Source organism: Testudinibacter crocodili (genome assembly GCF_006228025.1).
Taxonomy (GTDB): Bacteria; Pseudomonadota; Gammaproteobacteria; order Enterobacterales; family Pasteurellaceae; genus Chelonobacter.
The window spans coordinates 11,482-34,178 of record NZ_VDHF01000050.1 but is presented as its reverse complement, the minus strand read 5'-3'; the positions used below and the strand labels follow the sequence as shown (position 1 = coordinate 34,178).

Sequence of the window (22,697 nt, the reverse complement as noted above, 5' to 3'; positions counted from 1 at the left end):
TAACTTGTGAATAACCATTCTGAGATTTACTGATAAATCAAATGTAAAAAAGGCACAAGTTGCAAACTTGCGCCGTGGGTTTTTTTTGATTGAATGGATAGGGAAATGCTGCCCAAAACCGCACTTTGCTTTGGCAAAAATGCTTTTCAGGCAGCCTTATTATTGATCAGCCCTTAAAACTTCTGCGTTTCTGTAATATAAGTGACCGCCACGTTTTCAGCAAAATTGGGCACATCGTCATAGGCTTGCTGCCCGATTTCGGAAGCGAATGCGGCTTGGGCGTTTTCAATCGAATCGAACCACAATTCAGATTTGTAGATTAAGCCGACGTGTTTCAAGGCTTGTTGTTCTGACCTGTTTTGTTCCTTTTGTTGTGGGGTGAATGTTTGGATTGATTCAGGCTGCCTGAAGAGGAAAAGTGCGGTTTTAACCTTGCAGAAACACCGCACTTGGTTTATGTTGGCTCGAGCAGCCAGCGCACCGCAACAGGTTCACTGCGTGACGGCATAAAACCACTAAAGGTAATGACAGGCAGGACAACATATCATGAATATCATAACCAAATTTCAAGAAATTATGGCCATCCAGCAAAACAATGTGGAAGCCTCAAGCGGCACATTGAACCCGCCAGTTTCCGATAGCGAGCTTCAAAAAATCGAAAACCTGCTGCAAGAATCCTTACCAACGGAAATAAAAGCACTTTATTCGTTTGCCAATGGGCAAAATGACGATGGAAACGGCATATTCTTCGGCGACAATTTTTGTCGTGCCGATGAAATTATCCAACAATTGGAATTCAGCCGCAGTTTAATCAAGCCGGAAACAAAGACCATTGCCAATCCCGAGCAATCAGAGCAACTGATCCGGCAAATTGTCGATTTTTATGTCGGCAAAGCACCGAAACATAAACTTTTCGGACTGCAAAAGAGTTGGTACAAAATTGCATTTGAATGCGGCCCTAATCGCTTTGGCGGCCCTTATATTTATGCAAGCGAAAATACGACAGAGAAAGAACGAAAAATTTTAAAAATAGACTTTAAAGAATTAGACAACGTTTCAGAAATAGTGAAAAAACTGCACGAATTAGAACAACCGACTTATAAATGGGACGAACTAAACTTTGTGGCTTACTCAAATGGAAAATATGAAGTAGAACGCTCGGCTTACGATTTTGACAACCAAATTTCGTTTACATCAACCCCTAAAAACGCAATTCAGAAAAAGTATTTTCATTATAAATGGTTGCCTATATTTTCAGACGGTGGCGGAAATTACTTGGGAATCGACCTGGATCCGGATACAAAAGGTAAAAAAGGGCAGGTAATCAACTTTGGGCGTGATGAAGAAGACATGTTTGTATTGGCACAAAGTTTGGATGATTTATTTGACAAGATACTGGTCGCACTGCGCAAGGCTGAAAATGGTTTACTGCATTCTGAAGGGCATTTACACGAAACGTTGAAAGAGCTGGCGAACAATCAGCCTGGGCTGGGTGGCGCAAGCAGATAGAGCTTGTTGTTTTTATAGAAAAACGGGAGGAAAAGCAAGATGGCATATTTAACCGAGATCATCATCGAAAAAAAAGCATCATTACCCAAGCAAACTGAAAAATTGGTCAATCAGCTTTGTAACAAGCTCAAAAATGGCGCATATACACCTGACAACAAAAATATTGTCAAACTCAAAGATATTGCAACCGATGAAGTCAATGATTTCTTATTAGAATGCCTTGCAGAATACAACAAAACAGAACGCCATTATAGAGAACATCACGATATTCACGGATTGTATGCCGTTTGGGCGATTCTTTCGTTTTCAAGGAAAGAAAATGTATTGGCGTATTTTGCCAATATTATCGACAAAAAGAATGAGGACTTTTTTCTCAATCACCTCTTTACATTATTGAATTTGCCAAACGTGCAACACCCTTATGCAGAAAGAATTAAGCAATACTATGACGGCATTTTTCACACTTTGCCGTCTTATCAGTTAATGGAAAAATTAGGCATTGATTTGCCTAATAAATATGATTGGAGTGTCAGCCTTCATTTGATGAATTTTGGCAAATGGTTCACCACCGATGGATTGACTGATGACGAAAAGGAAAAACAGTTTAAATTAAAAATCTATTTTGGCAGCCCGGGAATAAAAAATGACACGTTTAAAATTAGTATCGAAAACAGCCTTTCGCAAAAAATACAAAAAATAAGCTTTACAGACAGTGAGGTATTTACAATAAGAGTTGATGAGAAAGAAATAGGCAAACCGAATTTATTAGAACTTGGTAAGTTCTTGACCCAGGTTGAAAATTATTTTGCCACGACATTCAATACAGATGATTTAAAAGGTGATACTGCCTATTTCAGCACATCAAAGGGGATAAGTCGCAAGAAAATCGAGCAATGGATAAAAAACAGATTTAACATTTAACAGCACGAACGCCAAGGCCAAAAACGTTGTGCGCCATATAAAAACAGGCTGCAAAGCATGAGTTTTGGGGAAAATATTGAGCGGTAAAAAAGATAGATTCAAAGCTGAATTGCCGTTTGAAAAATATCGAAAGGAACTAAATGAAATGAATTTAAAAACGATTTCTGATTTAGAGAATTTAGTAAAGCTAATCATTAGAACAGCAACGAAATTAGCAGTGCTGCCGCCATCAACGCCACCGGAAAACACTCAATTAATTTCGCAATTTGGCGGGCAGCCCTATTTTAAAAAAGGAGAACAATGGCCTAAAAGTAACAACGGAAAAAATTTAGAATTCATTTTCCAAATATTTAACAATGAGCATCTGCAATTGCCCCAAGGTATTGCACTCATTCAATTCTATTATGATTGGGAAGAACTCCCTTGGGATACTGAAGATGACGGATGGTTAGTAAAAATCTATAAAACCATTGAAAAAGAAAATATTGAGTTTATTGATAAGCCGAATGAATTAGGAAAATCAAAATATTGTGAAATCAGTTTTAGCCCGACAAAATCCCTACCGGATTGGGAAGGAATCGATTTGCACTGCCATAGTGCCGCCAAATTATCTTGTGTGCTAAACGAAGATGAACCTTGGGACAGTTATGAGCAAATTGTGACAAAACTGATTGGGCAACAAAGCTATCAAAGTCAACTCGGTGGTTATCCGATGTGGGTTCAAGGCGAGTCAACACCAGAAGACGCTGAAGGCAATCCAATGAGACTTTTATTTCAAATTGACTCTGAAGACAATGCCGGATTAATGTGGGGAGATGTCGGGTTAATTTATGTTTTCTATGATGAAAAATCAGAAAGAATTGAGTTTACCTTGCAATGTCACTAAATCAATTTAAAAATGAATATTTTTATTTCACTATATTGAGAATAAAGGCTGCCTGAAACCCTTTGCTTGTTCAAAAAAGCAAAGTGCGGTTTCAGATGGCCTTTATCTTAACCATCATGCCCTTGGCTGGCAAATCGCACGGATGTGCAACATTTTGAATATCAACAGCATGATTGCCCCATTACACTAAACACTTTTCGCTGAACCTCTTTTCTGAAAAATAATTAATATAGAAACGGTAACTTATTAAAGCTGCCTGAAAAAACAGATTATTTTCAGGCAGCCGTGTGTTTCGACTATTACTGCGCCACGCCTTCGACAATCATGGCGCGGGTGTTGCCGCTTTGCCAGCGGATTTTGCGCAACTCGGCGTATTCGGACGAGTTGTACCAGTTTTGCGCCTGTTGCAGGCTGTCGAATTCAATCACCACCATCCGCCCCTGACTGCCGAAGCCTTCCACTTCTTCGGCGGATTTGCCGCGCACGATGTAGCGGCCGCTATAGGGGGCGAACAGGCTTTCGACTTTTTCACTGTAAGGGCGCATGCCTTGGCTGTCGGTGGGTTCGAATTCGGCGATGTAATAGGCGTGCGGCGTGCCGTTTCGGCTAATCGAGCCGGCTTGTTCGGCCAAGCCCTCCACCAAAATGCTGCGTGTGTTGCCGCTGCGTTGGCGGATGGGTTTGATGCTTTGGTAGGCATCGGAGTTGTACCAATTTTTGGCTTGCTCCGGGCTGTCGAATTTGATGATCACCACGCCGCCCATCGGCGCAATTCCTTCCTTGCGTTCGGCTTTGCCGCCGCGGGCGAGAAATTGGCCGCCGTGGGCTTTGAGGGTGTCCGGCATTTGCGCGCGGTAGGGTTTGACGCTGTCGGCATCGGTGAGCTGGAATTCGGAGATTACATACGCCGGTGCGGCATGGGCAACGCCGGTTACTGCCAGCAAGCCGGTGAATAAAAGTGCGGTCAGTTGTTGTTTCATTGTGGTTTCCTTATTGGGTTAAACGTTCAATCAATTGTTGTTGGTATTCAGGCAGCCTGCCGCTGCCGGCGCTTTCAAACACCAAAGGCGGTAAATACGTCATGCCGGCGTGTAATGCGCTGGCTTTCATCGGCAAAAACACTTCGGCAAGCGGCACGCCGATACGCCCGTTTTGCCCGTAAGTGGAGCTGCCGCCGGCGGCGGTGGACACCACCAGCATTTCTTTGCCCTGCCACAAACCGGGACCGACGCTGCCCCAAGTGTCGTTCAGATATGCCTTCATCATTGGCGGGATGTTGAACCAATGGGTGGGGAACACAAACACAATGCGGTCGTGTTCGCGGGTGATGCGCCGCTCTTCGTCGCCATTGATGGCGCGGGTGTCGAAGCCGTAAATCGTTTCCAGATTGCGCACGGTCACTCCCGCCACACTTTCCGCCGCGGCTTGCAGTCCTTTGGTCAGCACTGAGCGCTCAGGATAGGGGTGCGACACAATCACCAGGGTTTTGATATGGGTTTGCGGTGGTGCGGCTTGGGCGGTTTTGCTGCCTGTGGCAAACAACACACCGCCTGTGGCTGCGGCTGCGCCCAACACCAACCCTGTTTTTAATACGTTTCGTCTGTTGTACATTTTGTGTTCCTCTAATTTAATTTTAGGTACTTCGGGGCAGTTATACTGCTTTGCCGTACCGTTCATAAAAAAGCCAGTTGAGGCTATTGTTTTTCATTGCCTTAGCGCTATAATCTGCAACAGGCAAAGCATGTATCTGCCTACTGAACAATATTATTTTCGCAACCCAACAACATAAGGAAAAGCAATGAGCAAACCTGCAATTGTTTTAGTGCACGGCTTTTGGGGCGGTGCGGCGCATTGGGCAAAAGTGATTCCGCTGCTGCGTGCTCAAGGTTTCAACCATATTTATGCGGTAGAAAATCCGCTGACCTCTTTGGCCGATGATGCCGAACGTACCCGTAAAATGGTGCGCCAAATCAATAAGCCGGTGGTGCTGGTCGGCCACTCCTACGGTGGCAAAGTGATTACCGAAATGGGTGATTTGCCGAATGTGGCTGCCTTGGTTTATATCGCAGCGTTTGCGCCGGATGCCGGTGAAAGTGCCGGTGCCATCAGCCAAGCCAATCCGCCGCAAGCTTTTGCCAATATCCAACCCGACAGCGATGGCTATTTGTGGGTGGCGCAAGACAAATACCATCAAAGTTTCTGCCAGGATTTGGACGAAGAAGAAGCCTATATTATGGCGGTGACACAAAAAGCCCCCGTCGGCAATACATTCGGCGATAACGTCACCGCGCCTGCTTGGAAAGTGAAACCGAGCTGGTATCAAATCTCCTCTGCTGACCGCATGATTCACCCCGACAACCAAAAAATGATGGCTGAACGGATGAGTCCGCGCAAAACCATCACGCTAGACGCCAGCCACGCCTCTTTAGCCTCCCGTCCGCAAGAAGTGACGGCATTGATTGTTGAAGCGGCAAACGCTGTCGCTTAGCGCAACGTCATCAACGGCAATGCTTATTACAGCGTGGTATCTTCCACGCTGTATCGTCACACCATCTCTGGCTCCCACGCGCCTTTGGTATCCACCCCAGTTTGCTCTGCCAAGCGCTCCAGCGTGGCGATTTCTTCGGTAGTTAACACAATAGTAGCGGCTGCGGCGGCATCGGTAACATGGTGCGGTTTGGTGGCGCCGATCAGCGGCAAGGTGCCCTTGGCAATCGCCCAGGCGATGGCGATTTGCGCGGCGTTTGCCTGATGGCGTGCGCCGATTTGCTGCATCGCATCGGTGAGGGTTTGCAGTTGCGGCAGCACTTTGTTGTAGCTTTCGGCGCGGCCACTGCCTTCAGGCAGCGGGTTTTGACTGTTGTAGCGCCCGCTCAATGCGCCTTGTTCCAACACCATATAGGCAAAAAAGCTGATGCCGTTGGCTTGGCAGTAATCCAAAATCCCGGCGTGTTCCGAAGCGCGGTACAGCAGGCTGTAGTGGTTTTGCACCGCGGCAATGCGGCAGCCTGCTTGGGCGAGGGTGTCGTTCACCAATTTGATTTGCTCCAGATTGTGGTTGGACACGCCAAAGCCTTTGATTTTGCCGCTTTTCAACAACGGCACAAACTGATTCGTCCAGCGGTTGACATCGGTGGGGTTGTGCACCCAATACAAGTCAACATCATCGGTGCCGAGGCGTTCGCAGCTTTGCGCCAGCATATCGGCCACCGGCGTGGCGGATTGGGCATCGGCGATTTGCGGGGTGAACTTGGTGGAAATCAGCAGGCTGTCGCGGCGGTGGTTTTGCAAATGGCGGCGGATTTGTGCGCCAAGTGCGGTTTCCGAGCTGCCCATGCCGTACACGGCGGCGGTGTCCCACAGGTTTAAACCGGCTTCGGTAGCAGCATCAAACACCGCCTGCATTTGTGCCTCGCTCAAATGGTTGCCGAATACTTGGTCGCCACCGGCAAAGCCCGCGCCCCAAGACCAGGTGCCTAATGCGATTTTCGGGGCGGCTTTCGGAGCGGTTTTAGATAATGTGTTCATGGTTGGATTCCTCTTGCTGTTTCAGTAATCAGTTTGTTTCGATGGGCGTATTGTAGAAATTGCGATTACCTTTTACTAGATAGGTTTTGGTGAAATCATTGTTTCCATAAAGGAAAGAATAAAGCCAAAGTATGCCACCTGAAAGTGCGGTTTCAGGCAGCATTTTTCTTTTTCACCGTTAATGAACGCTGGAATGGGAGAATAAATTAATCACCAACACGCCGCCGATAATCATCGCTAGCCCGACAAAGGCGGGCAAGTCCAATTTTTGCTTGAAGAAAAACCAGCCAATTGCCGAAATCAGCACAATCCCCAAGCCAGACCACACCGCATAAACAATGCCCACCGGCAGCCCGGTCATCACCTTGGCAAGCACACCCAGCGACACGGCATACAAAGCGAGTGCTGCTACGCCGTACAGCGGGCGGCTAAAGCCCTGGCTGGCGTTTAACATGCTGGTGGCAAACACTTCGGTGGCAATCGAAATCATTAATAAAAACCAAATCATTTTTTCCCCTTATTCGCCTTATTCGGCATCGGTATTCAAATTAGAATAGTGTTTAAACAGCTCGGCATAACGTGCGGTAACGCCCAGCATCATTTCGCAATGTTCATCGCCAAGTGCGGTAAACGTTGCCCGCTCCGCCTGCATCACCGCCTGCACAATCGGCTCGGCAAATGCCAGCCCTTCAGCGGTAAACCGCAACAGCTTGCCCCGCCGCGGTGATGCGTCGTCCACCTGCTCCAGCCAGCCCTTGCCCAGCATTTCTTGGGTCAGATTGTTCACCGTTTGCTTGGGCAGCCACCAGCTTTCGCCAATCATTTTTTGCGTACATTGCCCATGAAAATAAATGCAATACAGCACCGCCAGCGTGTTGTAGCCCACACCCAAGCGCTTTGCCAATTGCCGATACAGCCCGATAATCTCATTAAAGTGATTGAATAAGGCGTTGATGTTGTGTTGAATTTGCTGCATAAACTCCCTTTTAAATCCCAATTAGGACCGAACTATAGTCCTAATTGGGATTTAAGGCAAGAAAAAATGCCGTCTGAAACCGCACTTTGCTGTGTTGGGTTTCAGACGGCATGGTTATTTGATTACGATTAAAACTAAGCCACGCCTTCCACCAAATAGGCGCGGTTGTCCGCCGCCGTTTGATGGCCGGCAGCGGTATTGCGCACGGCAAGGGTGACTTCTGCCCCTGCCAGCGCCAATGCACGGGCGGTTTCGATACCGATGCCGGAAGCCGCGCCGGTAATCAGCGCGCGTTTGCCGCTCAGATCTACGTCTTTCACGACTTCGTTGGCATCGGTGTGTCTGCCGTAAGGGGTGGTGATGCGTTATGCCATATTAACTACTTGATTTTAAATAAAGAAACTAGGGTAAACTATCGAATTGCTACCGCAGTTTACGGATTCACTGTTTACGGATTGGCGCTTTCAGGCAGCCCGTTCAACACCACTTTGCCCGCCGTCACCTGTCTGTTTTCGAGTGCCGAATGGGCGGCGCGCAGGTCGGCAAAAGCGAAGGTTTGGTGAATGTGCGGTTTGCAGGCGCCGCTTGCCAGCAGGGTAGCCAGTGCGGTGATGGTGGCAGGCTGCGACCGCACTTTGATGGTGTCGATGGCAATCTGCTTGGCGGCCGCCTGTTCGCTGACGTCCGCACCGTATTCAAACCTGGCGGTGCTGACGATTTTGCCGCCGCTGCGCAGCACTGCGATTGAGCTCAGCAGGTTGCCAGGCGCCGTTTCCAGCACGATGTCGAAACCGTGCAGGCGCTCGCTGACGTTCTCGCTGCGGTAATCGATGTGCTCGTCAGCACCGAGCGACAGCACCAAATCGCGGTTTTGGGCGGACGAAGTACCGGCCACATAAGCGCCGCATGCTTTGGCGATTTGCACGGCAAAATGCCCGACACCGCCGGAAGCGCCGTGAACCAGCACCTTGTCGCCCGCTTTAACGGCAGCGATGTCTAGCAACGCCTGATAAGCGGTGCAGGCGGCCAAGCAGCTGGCGGCGGCCTGCTCGTGGCTGACGTGCGGCGGTTTCAACGCCAAATGGGCGGCGGGGGCGGCGGTATATTCGGCATAAGCGCTGCCGTTGCCGGGGAAATTCACCATGCCGAACACCTCGTCGCCGGCCTTAAAAGCAGTAACATCAGCGCCGCAGGCAACCACCGTGCCGGCAATGTCCCAGCCCAAAATCACCGGACGCTGTTCGCCGTACATCATGCCGAGCAAGGCGTTGTCGCTGCGCACGGCTATGTCGGCAGGATTGATGCCGATGGCGGCGACTTTAACCAACACTTCGCCGCTTGCCGGCACAGGTTGCGCGGTTTCTGCCGCATACAGCGCGTCGGCGCCACCGGCTTCATTCAAAAAAACAGCTTGCATATCATTCACCTCGCTTGCTTGTTGAAATGACCGTCTTTCCCATGCAATGGAATACCACTTTCATCGATAAAAGCCAAAGTGCGGTTTGATGGTGACCTGCCCTGCACCAAATCGCTAAAAATACGGCTTAGCGCTTGGGCGGCACTGCCTGCCACCAGCGTTCAAACTGCTGGTTTTGCTCGTCCAGATACAGCACTTCGCCGATTTTCGGGGTCAGCAGCGGCAAGTTTTCCCGCGCAACGTTATCGGCAAGCAGCCGCATCGGTTCGTCCCAAGCATGTTTCGCCAGCACAAATTTGCTGTTGTGCACCGCCAGCAGGCGCTTCGGTTGCAAGTCTTTCACCGCCTGCACCAAGTGTTCGGGCAAAAAGTGGATATTCGCCCAATCTTGATCGTATTGCCCGTTTTCCAAAATCGCCAGGCTGATGTCGGGAAACGCTACGCCGATTTGTTTGAAAAAAGCATCGTAGCCGCTGTCGCCGCCGATATACACGGTTTCAGACGGCGTTTGCAGCATAAACGATGCCCACAGGGTTTGGTTACGTTTGAGTGCGCGGCCGGAAAAATGGCGTGCGGGCAAGGCGGTGAGGCGGATGTCGGGGGTTAGTTGCACCGCTTCGTGCCAATCCAACTCGGTGATTTGGCCGGCTGAAAACCCCCAGCGCTCCAGATGCGCGCCCACGCCCAAGCCGCTGACGACATGGTTGATTTTCGGTTGGATTTGGCGCAGGGTGGCGTAATCCAAGTGGTCGTAATGATCATGGCTGATGATGAGGTAATCCACCGCCGGTATGTCGGTGGGTTGGTAAATATCCGCCCCGGCAAAGGGCTTGCCGCCGAAGGGCAGCGGGCTGGCTGCGGCCAATACCGGATCCACCAAAAACCGCTTGCCGTCGAGCTGCATCAAATACGACGAATGCCCCAGCCACACATACCAGTTGCGATCGGCAGGCAGCCTGTGCAAATTGGTTTTCACCGACGGCACGGGGGCGGACGGCTTAACGTTTTTGTCCAAGTCGAACAAGGCGTCCCAACTGGCTCTGACGATGGATTTATCCCCGGTGATGGCGGGGGTGTGGCTTAAATTCTGAAACGCCCCGTCACGGTAATTCGGCGACTGCTGAATGCGTGCCAAGCGCTCGCCTGTAGGGTTGGCGCCGAAAACCGGCCGTTGCAGATACGCCGCCGCAACGGCGGCAAGGGCGGCAATTACGCCTAAGCTAACGAATAACATTTTCTTCAATCTTCACTCTCAAACAATAAATTATTGAATTCAGACGGCATCACTTCAAGATCTGCGCCCCAACTGAATTCACGATACATTGCCAAAATCGCTGCCCGCTCCAGGGTGCCGTCGGTTGCCAGCAAGGCGTACAGCGTTCCGCCAATGGCTAAGGTATATGGCAGCATGTGGAAAGCGTGGCGCTGATAAAACTGCCGCCGCCGGCACCACTGCGGATAGTTGTCCGCCGCTTTGTCCAGCACTTCGATATTCAGCAGCCAGTGCAACCTCGGAAAACGCTGTTTTAAGGCGTTAAGTGCTTCCGCCCCCAAGCCTGCCGAACGGTGGGATTCGGCAATGGCGAAATAGCCGATGATACCCATCGTTTGCCGCCGCACCACATACAGCAGCCCCACCGTTTGCCCGTTTTGCTCAAGCGCCCAAAAATCGTTGTTTTGATTGCGCATCGCCGACAGTCGCAGCAGATAAAACGGCATGCGTTCGTTCGCCGGAAAAGCACTTTTATACAACCGTTTCACCACCTTGGCGGAAAACAGCCCGACCGATTTGAAATCAATCGGGTTCATCGGCATTTACACCATCATCGCCGTCGCCGACTTTTTGATAAACCAGCCGCAGCGAGCCATTGCCAAACAATTCATGCTCAGTAAACCGGTAAGCGGGCAACGGGCGTTCGCCCTCGTCCGACTGGAACACGCTGCGGCTTTCCACCAACGGCGCTTGAATCAGGCTGATGGTGTCGTTCAGCCCTTCCTGCATAAAGCTGCCGTTGATGTAGCCGCCGCCGACCAGCAGGAAATCGTCCAAGCCGAACAGGCGGTGCAGTTTGTCTAGTGCGGTGCGCATCGACAGCGGTTTTTGCGTGCCGGCGAAAACATAGGAAACGCCGAGCGATTGCAGGTACAGCAGGTAGCTGTCTGCCACGCTTTCGCTCAAAATGGCGATGATGTGGTCGCCTTTCAACGCCGGATATTCGTCGCCGATGCGGTTTTGCGTCCAACTGAGTTTGCCGTCGGGATCGAACGCAATGGCGAAACGGCGGGCGGCCGGGTCGCCGACGAAATCGTCACGGCTCACTTGTTGTCCGGCAAAGGCGGCGGTGTCGGCGGTGTGGTGGCGGGTGATCACCTGCGCCATCGACACTCGCCCGCTGATCCAGTTGCGGCTGCTGCGGTTGTATTGGTGGAACAGCTCGAAATAATCCCCGTCGTGGTCGCCGAAACGCGGATCTTCCAAAAAACCGCCGGTCACTTTGCCATCAATCGAAACCGCCATATGGCAAGTGAGGTGGTAAGGTTTGCTCATGGGTTTTTCCTGTACATTCAAGCAAGGGGTTTATCCAAGCCCGATTTTTACGCACAAACGGCTTTAATCTCATGCTGCCTGAAGGCAAAGCGCACGTTCAGGCAGCATCTTCAACCGCCGCCAGCCCGGCTCTGGCCACCTGCAAATCTTGCTCGGCGGTAACGCCCGATACGCCGATGGCGCCCAGAATCTGCCCTTTGATCACCACAGGCAAGCCGCCGGCAAGCGATGTCACCAGCGGAGCCGTGATAAAGGCGTTGCGGCCGCCGGCCACGATGTCTTCGAACAATTGGCTTTCAAAGCCGCTGATGGCGGCGGTTTTGGCTTTTTCTTGCGAAAACACGCTGTTCATCGGCGCGCAGTTGTCCAGCCGCTGCATGGCCAGCAAGTGGCCGCCGTCGTCTACAATGCTGATGGCAACGGCAAATCCGTGCCGTACAGCTTCGGCCTTGGCGGCGTCCAACATCTTTTGCACTTCCGCTTCGCTTAAAATAGGCTTGGTTTTCATGGAGTTTCCTTTTTTGGTGGAATCAGCTATTCGGGTTAAAGCCGGTTTTGCCAGCAAACGCCACCGATTCCGCCAAGGCTTGTTGTGCATCCAAGTCGCTCAACTGCTTGCGGTACGCCTGTTGCAAAGCGGCGAAGGTATCCACGCCCAATGCGGTGCGCAGCGGCGGTTCGGGCAGTTGCGTCAAGGCATAAACGGCGGCGGCTATTTTTTGCGGGTCTCCGGCGATGTTGTCTTCGCCGTATTCCTGAATGTAGCTGCGCACTTGGCCGACGGTGCTGTCTTTATAGGTGTCGGATTCCGCCGTCCAATTCACATTGGCGATAAAGTCGGTTTTCATCGAGCCGGGTTCGACAATCACGGTTTTGATGCCGAAGCCCGCCACTTCCTGCGCCACGGTTTCGGCAAAGCCTTCCAAGCCGAATTTGGCGGCGTGGTACATCGCCCCGCCCGCAAACGCCGTGCGCCCGCCCACGCTGGTGATGTACACCATCACACCGCTCTTTTTGGCACGCAAGGCCGGCAAAAAGGCACGGGTGAGGTGAATCGGCGCCACCAGATTCAAATCGAGCTGCTGCTGCACCTGTGCGTCGCTCAGCTCTTCCATCGCACCCAAAATCGCCCCGCCGGCATTGTTTACCAATACATCAATATCGGTGTGTTTGGCGGCAACGGCGGCGAGGCTGTCGATTTGGGTCACGTCCAGTTGTTCGACGATTAAGCGTTCGCGATATTCTGCGCCCAAGTCTGCCAACGCCGCCGGTTTGCGTACCGCCGCCACCACGGTGTGGCCCTCGTTTAAGGCTTTTTTCACCAATTCGATGCCCAAGCCGCCCGATGCGCCGGTGATGAAGTATTTTTGTGTCATGATTTTTTCCTTTGTTGAATGAATGTGTTGTCGCAAATGGCCGTCTGAACCGCACTTTTATTCCACCACCGTTTCAGACGGCCTGCATTTTGCTTATGATTCCAGTGATCAGCCTACGATTGCCTTCGGTTCCAGATAAGCGCTGATGCCGAATTCGCCGTATTCGCGCCCGATGCCCGACTGCTTCATGCCGCCGAACGGCGCTTGGTTGTCGTGAGCAAACGGGTTGTTGATTTTTACCTGGCCGGCATCGAGCTTGGCGGCCACCACCAACGCACGTTCGCGGCTGGCGGAGCTGACGTAAGCCACCAGCCCGTAGGCGGTGTCGTTGGCAATCACCACGGCGTCGGCTTCGTCTTGGTAAGGAATGATGCACAGCACCGGCCCGAAAATCTCTTCCTGCGCAATGCGCATATTGTTGCTGACATTGGTAAACACGGTGGCTTTGCTGAAATTGCCCGCCTCCAACTCCGCCGGTTTGCCCAGCCCGCCGGTTAAGAGTTCGGCACGATCTTCTTCGATGCCGATGCGGATGTATTCCTGCACCCGCTCATATTGGCTGCAGCTCACCGCCGGGCCGACCATCACCTTGGCGTCGCTCGGGTTGCCCTGCTGAAAGGCTTGCTCCACTGTGGCTTTGACAATCGCATTCACTTCGGCAAGCTTGCTTTGCGGCACCAGCAAGCGGGTGGCGGCCACGCAAGCCTGCCCGCTGTTCATATAGGCCGCGCCCACCGCCTGCGGCAGCACTTGGGCAAGATCGGTGTCGTCCAGAATCACGTTCGGCGATTTGCCGCCCAGCTCCAGCGTCACCCGTTTCATGCTCTCCACCGCGCTGCGGGCAATGGTTTTGCCCACGTTAGTGGAGCCGGTGAAGGTGATTTTGGCAATATCGGGGTGGCGGGTGATTTCATTGCCCACCACGTTGCCCAAACCGTTCACCACGTTCACCAGTCCGGCAGGCAAGGCGGCTGCGGCAAAGCATTCCATCATCACCTGCGTTTGGCGGGCGGAAAGCTCGCTCGGCTTGATCACGCTGGCGCAACCGGCGGCAATGGCGGCGGCAATTTTGCTGCAGATAAACAAATTGCTGGCGTTCCACGGAATCACCACGCCGACCACGCCCACCGGCTGCAAACGCACCAGCGAGCTGCCGACCCGGCGTTCGAACGCATAGCTTTCGAGCAAATCAATCATGGTTTGCACATCGGCAATCGCCTCTTCGATCAACGGCTCGACGAATACCCGCACACCGCCGTATTCCTCGATCATCGCTTCAATCAAATCGCTTTGGCGGTGTTCCAGTGCGCGTTTGAAGCTTTGCAGATAAGCCGAGCGTTGGGCGGGTGTGCTGTCGGCGAAATTTTTTTGCGCGGCCTTGGCAGCGACAACGGCGCGTTGGGTATCGGTTTCATCGCCCAGCGTGACTTGCGCCATGTGTTGATTATCCACCGGGCTGAATAAATCCAGCGTTTCCTTGCCGTGCGGGGTAACGAATTGGCCGTTGATAAAGAATTGATGATAGCGTTGCATTGGTTTTTCCTTATTGAAAATGGGTGGAGCAGGCCATCTGCAAGATTCAGGCAGCCTGGCGTTTTAAACAACGAAAACAGTATAATTGATTGTATAAACAATGATAATATAGCGAAATAAGAACAAACTCATGAGAGAAATCGAACAATGCAAAAAACCGGTTTAACAGAATTGCAAATCATCATGAGCGTGGCGGAGCTGGGCGGATTCCGTGCCGCCGCCACCGCGCTGGAAATGTCGCCCTCGGCGCTCAGCCACGCCGTCAGCCAATTGGAAGGCAAGCTCGGCGCGCGGCTGTTTAACCGATCCACCCGCAGCGTCACCCTGTCGGCGGCGGGGCTGAAATTTATCGAACGGGTGAAACCGGCGCTGGCGGAAATCGAAGCGGCGATGGCGGAAGCGGGCGACGCCAACAGCAGCCTTTCCGGCACGCTGCGCATCAACACCGCCGAACGCGCCGCACAGGAAATGCTCGAGCCGATCATCATCGAATACCTGCGCCGCCATCCGCAAATGCACATCGATTTGGTGAGCGACGGGCGTTTGATCGACATCGTTGCCGACGGCTTCGATGCCGGTTTCCGCCTCGCCGAAGCCGTGCCGCAAGACATGGTGTCGATTCCGCTGGGGGCGGACATTCAAATCATGGCGGTGTGCTCGCCCGACTACCTCGCCCGCCACGGCGCGCCGCAAACCCCGCACGATCTCTACCAGCACGCCTGCATCCGCTACCGCTTCACCAGTGGCAAACTGCTCCGCTGGGAGTTTGAGCACGGCGGCGAACAAATCCTGATCGACGCCAACGGCCCGCTCACCCTCGACAGCCCGCTGTTGATGGCCGAAGCCGCCCTCTCCGGCATCGGCATCGCCTTTGTGTACGAAGGCTACATCCGCGACCACCTCGCCGGCGGCCGGCTGGTGCAACTGCTGCCCGACTGGACGCCCAAATACGCCGGCCTCTGCCTCTACTACCCGCGCCAACGCCACGTCAGCGCCGCCCTGCGCGCGTTTATCGAGTTGGTGAAGGAATCAAGAGCGGTATTTGCCGGGCAGAGCGTGCGATGAAACAGGCCGTCTGAACCGAACTTTCAACGTGCAAATTTCAGACGGCATGGTTATTTGATTACGATTAAAACTAAGCCACTCCCTCCACCAAATACGCACGGTTGTCCGCCGCTTGCAGGCGGTGGCCGAGGATGGCTTGGTAGGCGGGCGAGTGGTACCAGGCTTGTGCGGTTTCCATGCTGTCAAACCGCAGCATCACCACTTTGCTGCCGGCTTTCGGTGCGTCGCCTTCGAGCGGCACGATATTGCCGCTGCCGACAATCGGCACGCCGCCGAATGCAGCGAGTGTGGCGGCGGCTTTGTCCAGATAGGGTTGCATGGCTTCGTGGTCTTTAATGGCCACTTCAAGAATAAAATAGGCGGGATGGTTCATTTTGAATACTCCTGTGTTGCTTCGGTTTGCGGCGGGGCTGCCTGAAAGTTCAGGTAGCCTTTATTGCCCAATAACATCGGGCTGATTTCAATAAACTGTTTGTCTTGCACCATTGCCGCGCTGGTTTGCAGGTAATGCTGAAAGTGCGGTGTTTGGCGGTGGCGTTGATAAGCCGCTTCGCTGGCGTAAATTTCAAAGAAATACCAGCGATGCGGCGCATTTTTGGCGCTAGCAGCATACATCGCCAGCACGCCGTTTTCGGCTTGCAGCGATTGATGCATTGCTGCGCTGACCAATCGGTAGAAATCTTGATCGAACGGCGGTTTGACTTCCACCACCACCAAATTGGTGCGGGTGTCGGCGCTGGGCGCGATTTTTTTGTCGCCCAAAAACCGCGGCACCAGCTCGGTTTTCTGCTTGTGTTCGGTGAGAATGCCGGGGGCTGCCTGTAAAAAAGCCTGATATTGCGGCGATTGCAAATGGGCTTGATACGCCGCCTCATCGGCATAGATTTCAAACATATACGCTAGGTTTGCATCGGCTTTGCTGCGCACGGAATACATCGCCAGCGTGCCTGTTTCGGCGGCAATCGAGGCGGTGATGTTGTGTTCGCCCACGGCCTGATAGTCGGCGTTTTTGCCGGTGGCAACGCCCAGTTCAAACAGGTTCACAATCGGCGCGGCTTGCGCCAAGGTGCCGGTGGCAAGGGCGGTGGCCAGCAGCCATTTGCTTAAAGTCATGATTGCCTCCTTAAATCAGGCTGCGGATCTGCGCCAGCACCCGTTCGGCGTGTGCGCGGGCTTTGGCCTGCACTGCCGCCAAATCCTCGGCGCTGTTGACACCGGAAATATACGTCATGCCGGTGGAATACACCGGCGGCTGCCAATCCATGCCGCACAGGGTGGCGCTTTGCTGCAACGGCGGCAAAAACGCTTCCATCGGGAAATTCATCGCCTTGCCGGTTTGATACAGCTCGCCCGGCGCCCCGGCGGTAAACGACGCCAACAGTTTTTTGCCGTGCAGGGCGGTGCCGCTGCTGCCGTGGGCAAAGCCGTAAACATACACCTCGTCGAGGTATTTTTTCATCAGCGCAGGCAGCGCATACCAATGCAGCGGAAACTGCCACACCACCACCTCGGCGGCACGCAAGGCGGCTTGTTCGGTGGCCACGTCGATGTTTCTGTCGGCATACAGGCGGTCTAAACGGCGGATTTCGGCGGTCTCGCCCAAACCTTGCTGTAAGGCGGCGAGAATGGTTTGGTTGGCGCTGGATTGCGCTAAATTCGGGTGTCCCGAAATGATTAATACTGGGCTCATTGTTTGCTCCTAAAGATAGCCGATGGATGAATTGAGCACAGTATAGATTGCTTGATTACCCATGAATAGATTATGATAAGCACAACTATATTTTCCAAAAAGGAAACAATCATGCACAGTGCCATTTACGGACAACTCACCGTGTTCCACACCATCGCCGCCCAAGGCAGCATTTCCGCCGCCGCGCGCCAGCTTGAAATCGGCGCACCGGCAGTGAGCAAATCCTTGAAACAATTGGAACAACACATCGGCCTGCCGCTATTCAACCGCACCACCCGCAAGCTGGAGCTGACCGAAGCCGGTATCTTGCTGCTGGAACGCAGCGCCGAGGCGATAAAATCATTGCAATATGCGGTGGAAAGCGTGCACGATTTAGGGCAAACGCCTACCGGCCGGGTGCGGATAACCGTGCCGCGCATCGCCTATCTGCTGGTGTTAAAACCGCACTTTGCCGAATTTTGCCGCCGCTATCCGCAGGTGGAATTGGAAATTTCGATGTACGACGGCACGGTGGACATCATCAAAGAAGGTTTCGATTTGGGCATTCGCTTTGGGCACGCCATCGAAGAAAACCGGGTGGCGCGCAAGCTGCTGCCGCCGTTCAGGGGAGGTTTGTATGTATCCAAAGCCTACGCCGACCAATTCGGCGTGCCGCACAGTTTGGCGGAATTGCCGCAGCACAAGCTGATCGGTTTTCGTTTTATGACCGCCAACAGCCTGTTTCCACTGAGTTTGAACGACAACAGACACGAAATCAGCATCGACATGCCAACCCCGTTAATTGTGAACAGCCTGGAAGTGGTGCTGGACGCCGTGCGCCAAGGGCTGGGCATCGGGCGCGTGTTCGAGCCGATTTTGGCGATGGAAGCCGACGCTGCCGATTTCATCCCCGTGCTGGAGCCGCACTGGAAACATTACCCGCCGCTGTCGCTGTATTATCCGCAGCACAGCCAAAAAGCCAAACGCATTCGGGTGCTGATTGATTTTTTGGCGGAGAAAATGGGCAGCGTATAAAAGGCTGCCTGAACGGTTTTGCCATATATTCCCAATATATCAAAGTGCGGTTGGGCAGCATAATATGCCGTTAATCATCACCCAACAGCCAATCTAGGGCATATTGCACCGGGATACCGTCAATGATGCCGACATTCATTCGATTTAGCGTTAAAATGATTTTTTGATAATTATCATTGATGTGCAACAAATTTCGTTGTTCCCGATCATTATTTTCAGGCAGTTGGTAAGCAACTTGGATATATTTTTTCTGCTCGCCTTTAAAACACACAAAATCAATTTCTTCGGCATCCCATTTACCGACAAATACTTCATAACCGCGCCGTTTTAATTCAATAAAAATAATATTTTCTAACTGCGAACCGATGCTGCCTATTTGCCCCAGCGTATTATTGCGGATTCCGCTGTCTACCACATAATATTTCGCCTGCATTTTTAACCGCACTTTACCACGAATATCATAGCGGTTAGCCTCGTAGAAAATAAATGATTCTTTTAATAATTGAATATATTTATCAATGCTGGTGGAGTTGGTTTTAATGCCACTGCTGTTGATGGTGTCGGCGATTTTCTTGATAGAAACCGATGAGCCGATAACATCCAGTAAATAGGCAATCACCCGTTCTAATAAATTGATTTCACGAATATTACCTCGTGCGGCAACATCTTTTAACACGATGCTGCTATAAATGCCGTTTAAAATCTCCTTTTTCACGGCATCATTTTGCACGCTTGGCAATACCGGAAAACCACCCCATTTTAAATATTCATTAAACAGCAAGTCCGGGCTGGCTGAATTATGATTAAGCTGTTGATAGTCGACAAATTCCTTAAAGCTCAACGGGTAAACATGCAATTCAAGATAACGCCCGGCCAAATAAGTGGCTAATTCACCGGATAATAAATTCGCATTCGAACCCGTAATATAAATATCGGCATCAAATGCAACCCTCAAACCGTTAACCAGTTTTTGCCAATCATTTACTTCTTGAATTTCATCAAAAATAAAATAGATCTTACCATTCAACCCTTGCGTTTGCTGTTGAATATGATCAAATAACACAACGGCATCGGTGAGTCTAAAATTGGCCGGGTGTTCAAAATTATAAAATAGAATATTCTGCGGCAACACCGACTGCGCAAGCAGATAGTCCTGATAAAGCTGCAAGATTACCGATTTCCCCGAACGGCGAACGCCGGTGATCACTTTGATAAATTCATTGTCTTTTACATCAATTAGCCATTGCAAATAATGATCACGCGCTAGCATCACTCACCTCACCGGGTTAATTTCAAGTATGGTTGAATTTTATGGAATTATTAGAACAATTTCAAGTATACTTGAAATTATCAATAATCATAAATAAATTTCAATCATACTTGAATTTTCCTATCCCAAACCAAAACGGCGTCAACCTCGGTTAACGCCGTTTAAAAGCATTCAAAGTGCGGTTTCAGGCAGCCCCAGCCTTAAAATCCACGCTGGTACTGGCGTGGCACAAATTGCATCGGCGCGCTGTCTTTGCCGTTTTGGTGGTATTGCGCATTCAGCAGCCAATGCGGATCGCGCAATAAACCGCGTCCGATGGCGACCAAATCGGCATCGCCGCTGGCCAATACATAATCCGCCAGCGCCGGATCTTCCAACATGCCGACCGCAATCGTCGGTTTTCCTGTTGCCTGTTTGACGGCGCGTGCCAAATGCACCTGATAGCCTGCCTGAATGCTGGGGCTGTGCGCCGGGTCTGGCGTGCCGTCGCCACCGCCGCTGACGTGCAACACGTCCGCCCCTGCCGCCGCATAGCGTTTCGCCACTTCAAGCCCGTGTTCCTTGCTGTAGCCGTCTTTGCCGTATTCCTGTGCGGAAATGCGCACCAACAGCGGCATCTCGGCAGGCATCACCGCTTTGGCGGCTTGAATCACCTGCTCGCCAAACAGCATTTTGTCTTGCCCGTATTCATCGCTGCGCTGGTTGGCTTTGAATGAATGGAATTCGTGAATCAGATAGCCGTGTGCGCCGTGGATTTCAATGGCATCAAAACCGGCCTCCACCGCCCGTTTGACTGCTTCGGCGTATTTTTGCACCAAGCCTTTGACCTCGGCGGTGCTTAAATCACGCGGCGTTTGATAGCTCCAGCGCGGGTCTTTGTCATCGCCGTCGTACAAAATCGGCGACGGGGCGTCCACATAATCGTGTCCCAATGCTTTACGCCCCGCATGGGCGATTTGTATCGCGATTTTGCTGCCGTATTGGTGGGCGGCAGCCACAATACGCTTGAAAGCATCACGCTGCTCATCATTCCACAAGCCCAAACAGTTGGGGGTGATGCGGCCGTTCGGGGCGATATTGGTCATCTCCACGATAATCAGTCCCACGCCGCCGATGGCGCGGGCGCTGTAATGCACGAAATGCCAGTCGTTGGGCACACCGTCGGTGGCGCTGTAGGTGCACATCGGCGGCATCACCACCCGGTTTTTGAGTTCAAGGTTTTTTACGCGAAACGGCGTGGTCAAATAACGGAATTTTGCCATGTTGATAGTCCTGCTTTGTCGGTTAAAGTGCGGTTAGTTTATACCGAGCTTGGTATAAATAAAAATCGGCAGATTTCTAACTGCCATAAAAATCATGATGGCTTGCGGGTGTTGCTGCAAATCAACCTGCCTGTCGCCTACAACGCATCCAATACACACTTTACCGCACTGTTTAATGCCCACTGCTTGGCAATGCGTAAATCAGGCCGCTTGAAATCATTTACCTGTTTAAAAAGGGTAAAGTGCGGTTTCAGACGGCCTATCTTTAACACACAAAACCAAAAATTCATTTGAAAAAATGTAGAAGTTAAACATTTTTTCCTTTGATAAAATGTAGTTAAGGCGATAAAATAAGCAAAAAACCAGCTTAGGAAAACCGCAAATGCAACGGCAGATTCTCACATCACTACACGCATGGAAAGCAAAAACCAAGCGCAAGCCTTTGATTATTCAAGGGGCAAGACAGGTGGGCAAGACGTGGACGATGAAAACCTTTGGGGCGGCGGCGTTTGAGCAGGTCGCCTACATTAATTTTGACAACAACAGCCGTATGCAGACGCTGTTTGACGGTGATTTTGATATTGCACGGCTGCTACTGGGTTTGAGTATTGAATCGGGGGTAAACATCAATCCTGACAATACCTTGCTGATTTTTGATGAGGTGCAGGAAGTGCCGCAGGCCTTGTCCGCGCTCAAATATTTTTATGAAAACGCACCGCACTTGTACATCATGGCGGCAGGCTCGCTGTTGGGCGTGGCGTTGCACAAAGGCACGTCGTTTCCTGTGGGCAAAGTGGAATTTTTGTCGCTGTATCCAATGGATTTTTCAGAGTTTTTGTTGGCGGTGGGCGAAAAGCCGTTGCTGGATTTGCTCCATTCGCAAGATTGGGCGTTGATTGCGGCGATGAAGTCCAAATACATTGAGCGGCTGCGGCAATATTATTTTGTCGGCGGTATGCCCGAAGCGGTACAAACTTTTGTGGATACGCAAAATCTGCAAGCGGTGCGATCGGTGCAGCAGGATTTATTGCTGGCGTATGAGCAGGATTTTTCCAAACACATTGATGATCCCCGCCTTGTCATGCGGGTGCGTGCCTTGTGGAACGCTTTGCCGCAGCAGCTTGCCAAAGAAAACAAAAAATTTGTGCTAAGCGAGATGCAAAAAGGGGCAAGGTTTAAGGATTACGAATTGGCGTTGCAATGGCTCAAAGATAGCGGGCTGGTGCAGCCCGTTTACCGCATCAAAAAGCCCCACCTGCCGCTCACTGCTTATCAAGAAAACATCTTCAAGCTCTATTGTCTGGACGTGGGCTTGCTTGCCGCCAAAAGCCAGCTAGATCCGCAGGTTTTGCTGGAACAAAACCGCCTATTCACCGAATTCAAAGGCGCGCTGACCGAGCAATATGTATTGCAGCAATTACAAGCCAACCAGCCTAATCCTGTGTTTTATTGGGCGGCTGAAAAAGGCACAGCCGAGGTGGATTTTGTGTTGCAGCAAGGGCAGGAAATTGTGCCGATTGAAGTCAAAGCGGAAGAAAATCTCAAAGCCAAAAGCCTGAAATCTTATTGCGAACAATTCCAACCAAAAAGTGCGGTGCGAACGTCGATGTCAGATTATCGGCAGGAGGATTGGCTGACGAATGTGCCGTTGTATGGGGTGGTGAGTGGGGATGATGTTTAAAAATTAAGTTTCAGACGACCT

Annotated in this window: 28 protein-coding genes; 7 read left to right on the top strand and 21 right to left on the bottom strand. The window is 51.5% G+C overall.

Annotated features, from left to right (window positions below):
* Positions 1 to 173: 173 nt before the first annotated feature.
* Positions 174 to 338, bottom strand: coding sequence for an EthD family reductase (locus FHQ23_RS12545; protein ID WP_267963635.1), 165 nt, complete (start codon positions 336 to 338; stop codon positions 174 to 176).
* Between the two features lie 208 nt (positions 339 to 546).
* On the opposite strand from FHQ23_RS12545, the gene FHQ23_RS05775 reads away from it, so the two are divergent.
* The 3 genes from FHQ23_RS05775 to FHQ23_RS05765 all read left to right on the top strand — a co-directional run bounded on the left by FHQ23_RS05775 (position 547) and on the right by FHQ23_RS05765 (position 3,316).
* Positions 547 to 1,509: an SMI1/KNR4 family protein gene (locus FHQ23_RS05775; protein WP_139613460.1), complete on the top strand. Its 963-nt coding sequence runs from the start codon at positions 547 to 549 to the stop codon at positions 1,507 to 1,509.
* Positions 1,510 to 1,548: 39 nt separating this feature from the next.
* Positions 1,549 to 2,430 carry a molybdopterin-synthase small subunit gene (locus tag FHQ23_RS05770; RefSeq protein ID WP_139613459.1) on the top strand — a complete coding sequence of 294 codons (882 nt, stop codon included), beginning with the start codon at positions 1,549 to 1,551 and terminating at the stop codon, positions 2,428 to 2,430.
* Positions 2,431 to 2,506: 76 nt separating this feature from the next.
* The gene (locus FHQ23_RS05765) at positions 2,507 to 3,316 is read left to right on the top strand and encodes a DUF1963 domain-containing protein (protein WP_267963634.1); all 810 of its coding nucleotides are present in this window, start codon (positions 2,507 to 2,509) and stop codon (positions 3,314 to 3,316) included.
* 299 nt (positions 3,317 to 3,615) lie between these two features.
* Here the strand turns inward: FHQ23_RS05765 and FHQ23_RS12540 are convergent, their stop codons facing one another.
* Entirely contained in the window at positions 3,616 to 4,296 is a 681-nt protein-coding gene (locus FHQ23_RS12540; protein ID WP_267963633.1) for a DUF1330 domain-containing protein, read from the bottom strand.
* A 10-nt stretch (positions 4,297 to 4,306) separates the two neighbouring features.
* Complete coding sequence (locus tag FHQ23_RS05750; RefSeq protein ID WP_139613458.1) at positions 4,307 to 4,927, bottom strand: NAD(P)H-dependent oxidoreductase; 621 nt, start codon at positions 4,925 to 4,927, stop codon at positions 4,307 to 4,309.
* 187 nt (positions 4,928 to 5,114) lie between these two features.
* Here FHQ23_RS05750 and FHQ23_RS05745 point away from each other — a divergent pair, with 187 nt between their 5' ends.
* Complete coding sequence (locus FHQ23_RS05745) at positions 5,115 to 5,804, top strand: alpha/beta hydrolase (protein ID WP_139613457.1); 690 nt, start codon at positions 5,115 to 5,117, stop codon at positions 5,802 to 5,804.
* 56 nt (positions 5,805 to 5,860) lie between these two features.
* Here the strand turns inward: FHQ23_RS05745 and FHQ23_RS05740 are convergent, their stop codons facing one another.
* The 12 genes from FHQ23_RS05740 to FHQ23_RS05690 form a co-directional block, all read right to left on the bottom strand.
* Positions 5,861 to 6,844 carry an aldo/keto reductase gene (locus tag FHQ23_RS05740; protein ID WP_139613456.1) on the bottom strand — a complete coding sequence of 328 codons (984 nt, stop codon included), beginning with the start codon at positions 6,842 to 6,844 and terminating at the stop codon, positions 5,861 to 5,863.
* Positions 6,845 to 7,022: 178 nt separating this feature from the next.
* The gene (locus tag FHQ23_RS05735; protein WP_139613455.1) at positions 7,023 to 7,352 is read right to left on the bottom strand and encodes a DMT family transporter; all 330 of its coding nucleotides are present in this window, start codon (positions 7,350 to 7,352) and stop codon (positions 7,023 to 7,025) included.
* 18 nt (positions 7,353 to 7,370) lie between these two features.
* Entirely contained in the window at positions 7,371 to 7,820 is a 450-nt protein-coding gene (locus FHQ23_RS05730; RefSeq protein ID WP_139613454.1) for a MarR family winged helix-turn-helix transcriptional regulator, read from the bottom strand.
* A gap of 134 nt (positions 7,821 to 7,954) precedes the next feature.
* A complete protein-coding gene (locus tag FHQ23_RS05725; protein WP_267963632.1) occupies positions 7,955 to 8,140 on the bottom strand; it encodes an SDR family NAD(P)-dependent oxidoreductase in 186 nt (61 codons plus the stop codon).
* A 128-nt stretch (positions 8,141 to 8,268) separates the two neighbouring features.
* Positions 8,269 to 9,237 (bottom strand): NADP-dependent oxidoreductase, encoded by a 969-nt coding sequence (locus FHQ23_RS05720; protein WP_139613452.1) that lies wholly within the window; start codon positions 9,235 to 9,237, stop codon positions 8,269 to 8,271.
* 5 nt (positions 9,238 to 9,242) lie between these two features.
* Complete coding sequence (locus FHQ23_RS12355) at positions 9,243 to 9,392, bottom strand: hypothetical protein (protein WP_176552259.1); 150 nt, start codon at positions 9,390 to 9,392, stop codon at positions 9,243 to 9,245.
* Entirely contained in the window at positions 9,365 to 10,471 is a 1,107-nt protein-coding gene (locus FHQ23_RS05715) for an MBL fold metallo-hydrolase (RefSeq protein WP_139613451.1), read from the bottom strand. Before FHQ23_RS05715 ends, FHQ23_RS12355 begins: the two co-directional genes overlap by 28 nt.
* A gap of 5 nt (positions 10,472 to 10,476) precedes the next feature.
* The gene (locus tag FHQ23_RS05710; protein WP_176552258.1) at positions 10,477 to 11,046 is read right to left on the bottom strand and encodes a GNAT family N-acetyltransferase; all 570 of its coding nucleotides are present in this window, start codon (positions 11,044 to 11,046) and stop codon (positions 10,477 to 10,479) included.
* Positions 11,033 to 11,785 (bottom strand): dihydrofolate reductase family protein, encoded by a 753-nt coding sequence (locus tag FHQ23_RS05705; RefSeq protein ID WP_139613449.1) that lies wholly within the window; start codon positions 11,783 to 11,785, stop codon positions 11,033 to 11,035. Before FHQ23_RS05705 ends, FHQ23_RS05710 begins: the two co-directional genes overlap by 14 nt.
* A 97-nt stretch (positions 11,786 to 11,882) precedes the next feature.
* Complete coding sequence (locus FHQ23_RS05700; protein WP_139613448.1) at positions 11,883 to 12,293, bottom strand: GlcG/HbpS family heme-binding protein; 411 nt, start codon at positions 12,291 to 12,293, stop codon at positions 11,883 to 11,885.
* Between the two features lie 22 nt (positions 12,294 to 12,315).
* Entirely contained in the window at positions 12,316 to 13,161 is an 846-nt protein-coding gene (locus tag FHQ23_RS05695; protein WP_267963631.1) for an SDR family NAD(P)-dependent oxidoreductase, read from the bottom strand.
* Positions 13,162 to 13,269: 108 nt separating this feature from the next.
* Positions 13,270 to 14,694, bottom strand: a complete 1,425-nt coding sequence (locus FHQ23_RS05690) for an aldehyde dehydrogenase family protein (RefSeq protein ID WP_139613447.1) — start codon at positions 14,692 to 14,694, stop codon at positions 13,270 to 13,272.
* 147 nt (positions 14,695 to 14,841) lie between these two features.
* Here FHQ23_RS05690 and FHQ23_RS05685 point away from each other — a divergent pair, with 147 nt between their 5' ends.
* Complete coding sequence (locus FHQ23_RS05685) at positions 14,842 to 15,759, top strand: LysR family transcriptional regulator (protein WP_139613446.1); 918 nt, start codon at positions 14,842 to 14,844, stop codon at positions 15,757 to 15,759.
* 70 nt (positions 15,760 to 15,829) lie between these two features.
* Here the strand turns inward: FHQ23_RS05685 and FHQ23_RS05680 are convergent, their stop codons facing one another.
* The 3 genes from FHQ23_RS05680 to FHQ23_RS05670 are packed head-to-tail and all read right to left on the bottom strand — an operon-like array spanning position 15,830 to position 17,449.
* Entirely contained in the window at positions 15,830 to 16,132 is a 303-nt protein-coding gene (locus FHQ23_RS05680) for a DUF1330 domain-containing protein (protein WP_139613445.1), read from the bottom strand.
* Positions 16,129 to 16,872, bottom strand: coding sequence for a putative quinol monooxygenase (locus FHQ23_RS05675; protein WP_139613444.1), 744 nt, complete (start codon positions 16,870 to 16,872; stop codon positions 16,129 to 16,131). Before FHQ23_RS05675 ends, FHQ23_RS05680 begins: the two co-directional genes overlap by 4 nt.
* 10 nt (positions 16,873 to 16,882) lie before the next feature.
* On the bottom strand, positions 16,883 to 17,449 hold the full coding sequence (locus FHQ23_RS05670; protein ID WP_139613443.1) for an NAD(P)H-dependent oxidoreductase: 567 nt from the start codon (positions 17,447 to 17,449) through the stop codon (positions 16,883 to 16,885).
* A 111-nt stretch (positions 17,450 to 17,560) separates the two neighbouring features.
* Here FHQ23_RS05670 and FHQ23_RS05665 point away from each other — a divergent pair, with 111 nt between their 5' ends.
* Positions 17,561 to 18,463 carry a LysR family transcriptional regulator gene (locus tag FHQ23_RS05665; protein WP_139613442.1) on the top strand — a complete coding sequence of 301 codons (903 nt, stop codon included), beginning with the start codon at positions 17,561 to 17,563 and terminating at the stop codon, positions 18,461 to 18,463.
* Positions 18,464 to 18,533: 70 nt separating this feature from the next.
* Here the strand turns inward: FHQ23_RS05665 and FHQ23_RS05660 are convergent, their stop codons facing one another.
* From FHQ23_RS05660 to FHQ23_RS12535, 3 genes are all read right to left on the bottom strand, one after another.
* The gene (locus FHQ23_RS05660; protein WP_139613441.1) at positions 18,534 to 19,733 is read right to left on the bottom strand and encodes an ATP-binding protein; all 1,200 of its coding nucleotides are present in this window, start codon (positions 19,731 to 19,733) and stop codon (positions 18,534 to 18,536) included.
* A 200-nt stretch (positions 19,734 to 19,933) separates the two neighbouring features.
* The gene (locus FHQ23_RS05655; protein WP_139613440.1) at positions 19,934 to 20,995 is read right to left on the bottom strand and encodes an NADH:flavin oxidoreductase/NADH oxidase; all 1,062 of its coding nucleotides are present in this window, start codon (positions 20,993 to 20,995) and stop codon (positions 19,934 to 19,936) included.
* A gap of 137 nt (positions 20,996 to 21,132) precedes the next feature.
* A complete protein-coding gene (locus FHQ23_RS12535) occupies positions 21,133 to 21,267 on the bottom strand; it encodes a hypothetical protein (RefSeq protein WP_267963630.1) in 135 nt (44 codons plus the stop codon).
* 110 nt (positions 21,268 to 21,377) lie between these two features.
* On the opposite strand from FHQ23_RS12535, the gene FHQ23_RS05650 reads away from it, so the two are divergent.
* Complete coding sequence (locus tag FHQ23_RS05650) at positions 21,378 to 22,676, top strand: ATP-binding protein (protein ID WP_139613439.1); 1,299 nt, start codon at positions 21,378 to 21,380, stop codon at positions 22,674 to 22,676.
* Positions 22,677 to 22,697: the final 21 nt, after the last annotated feature.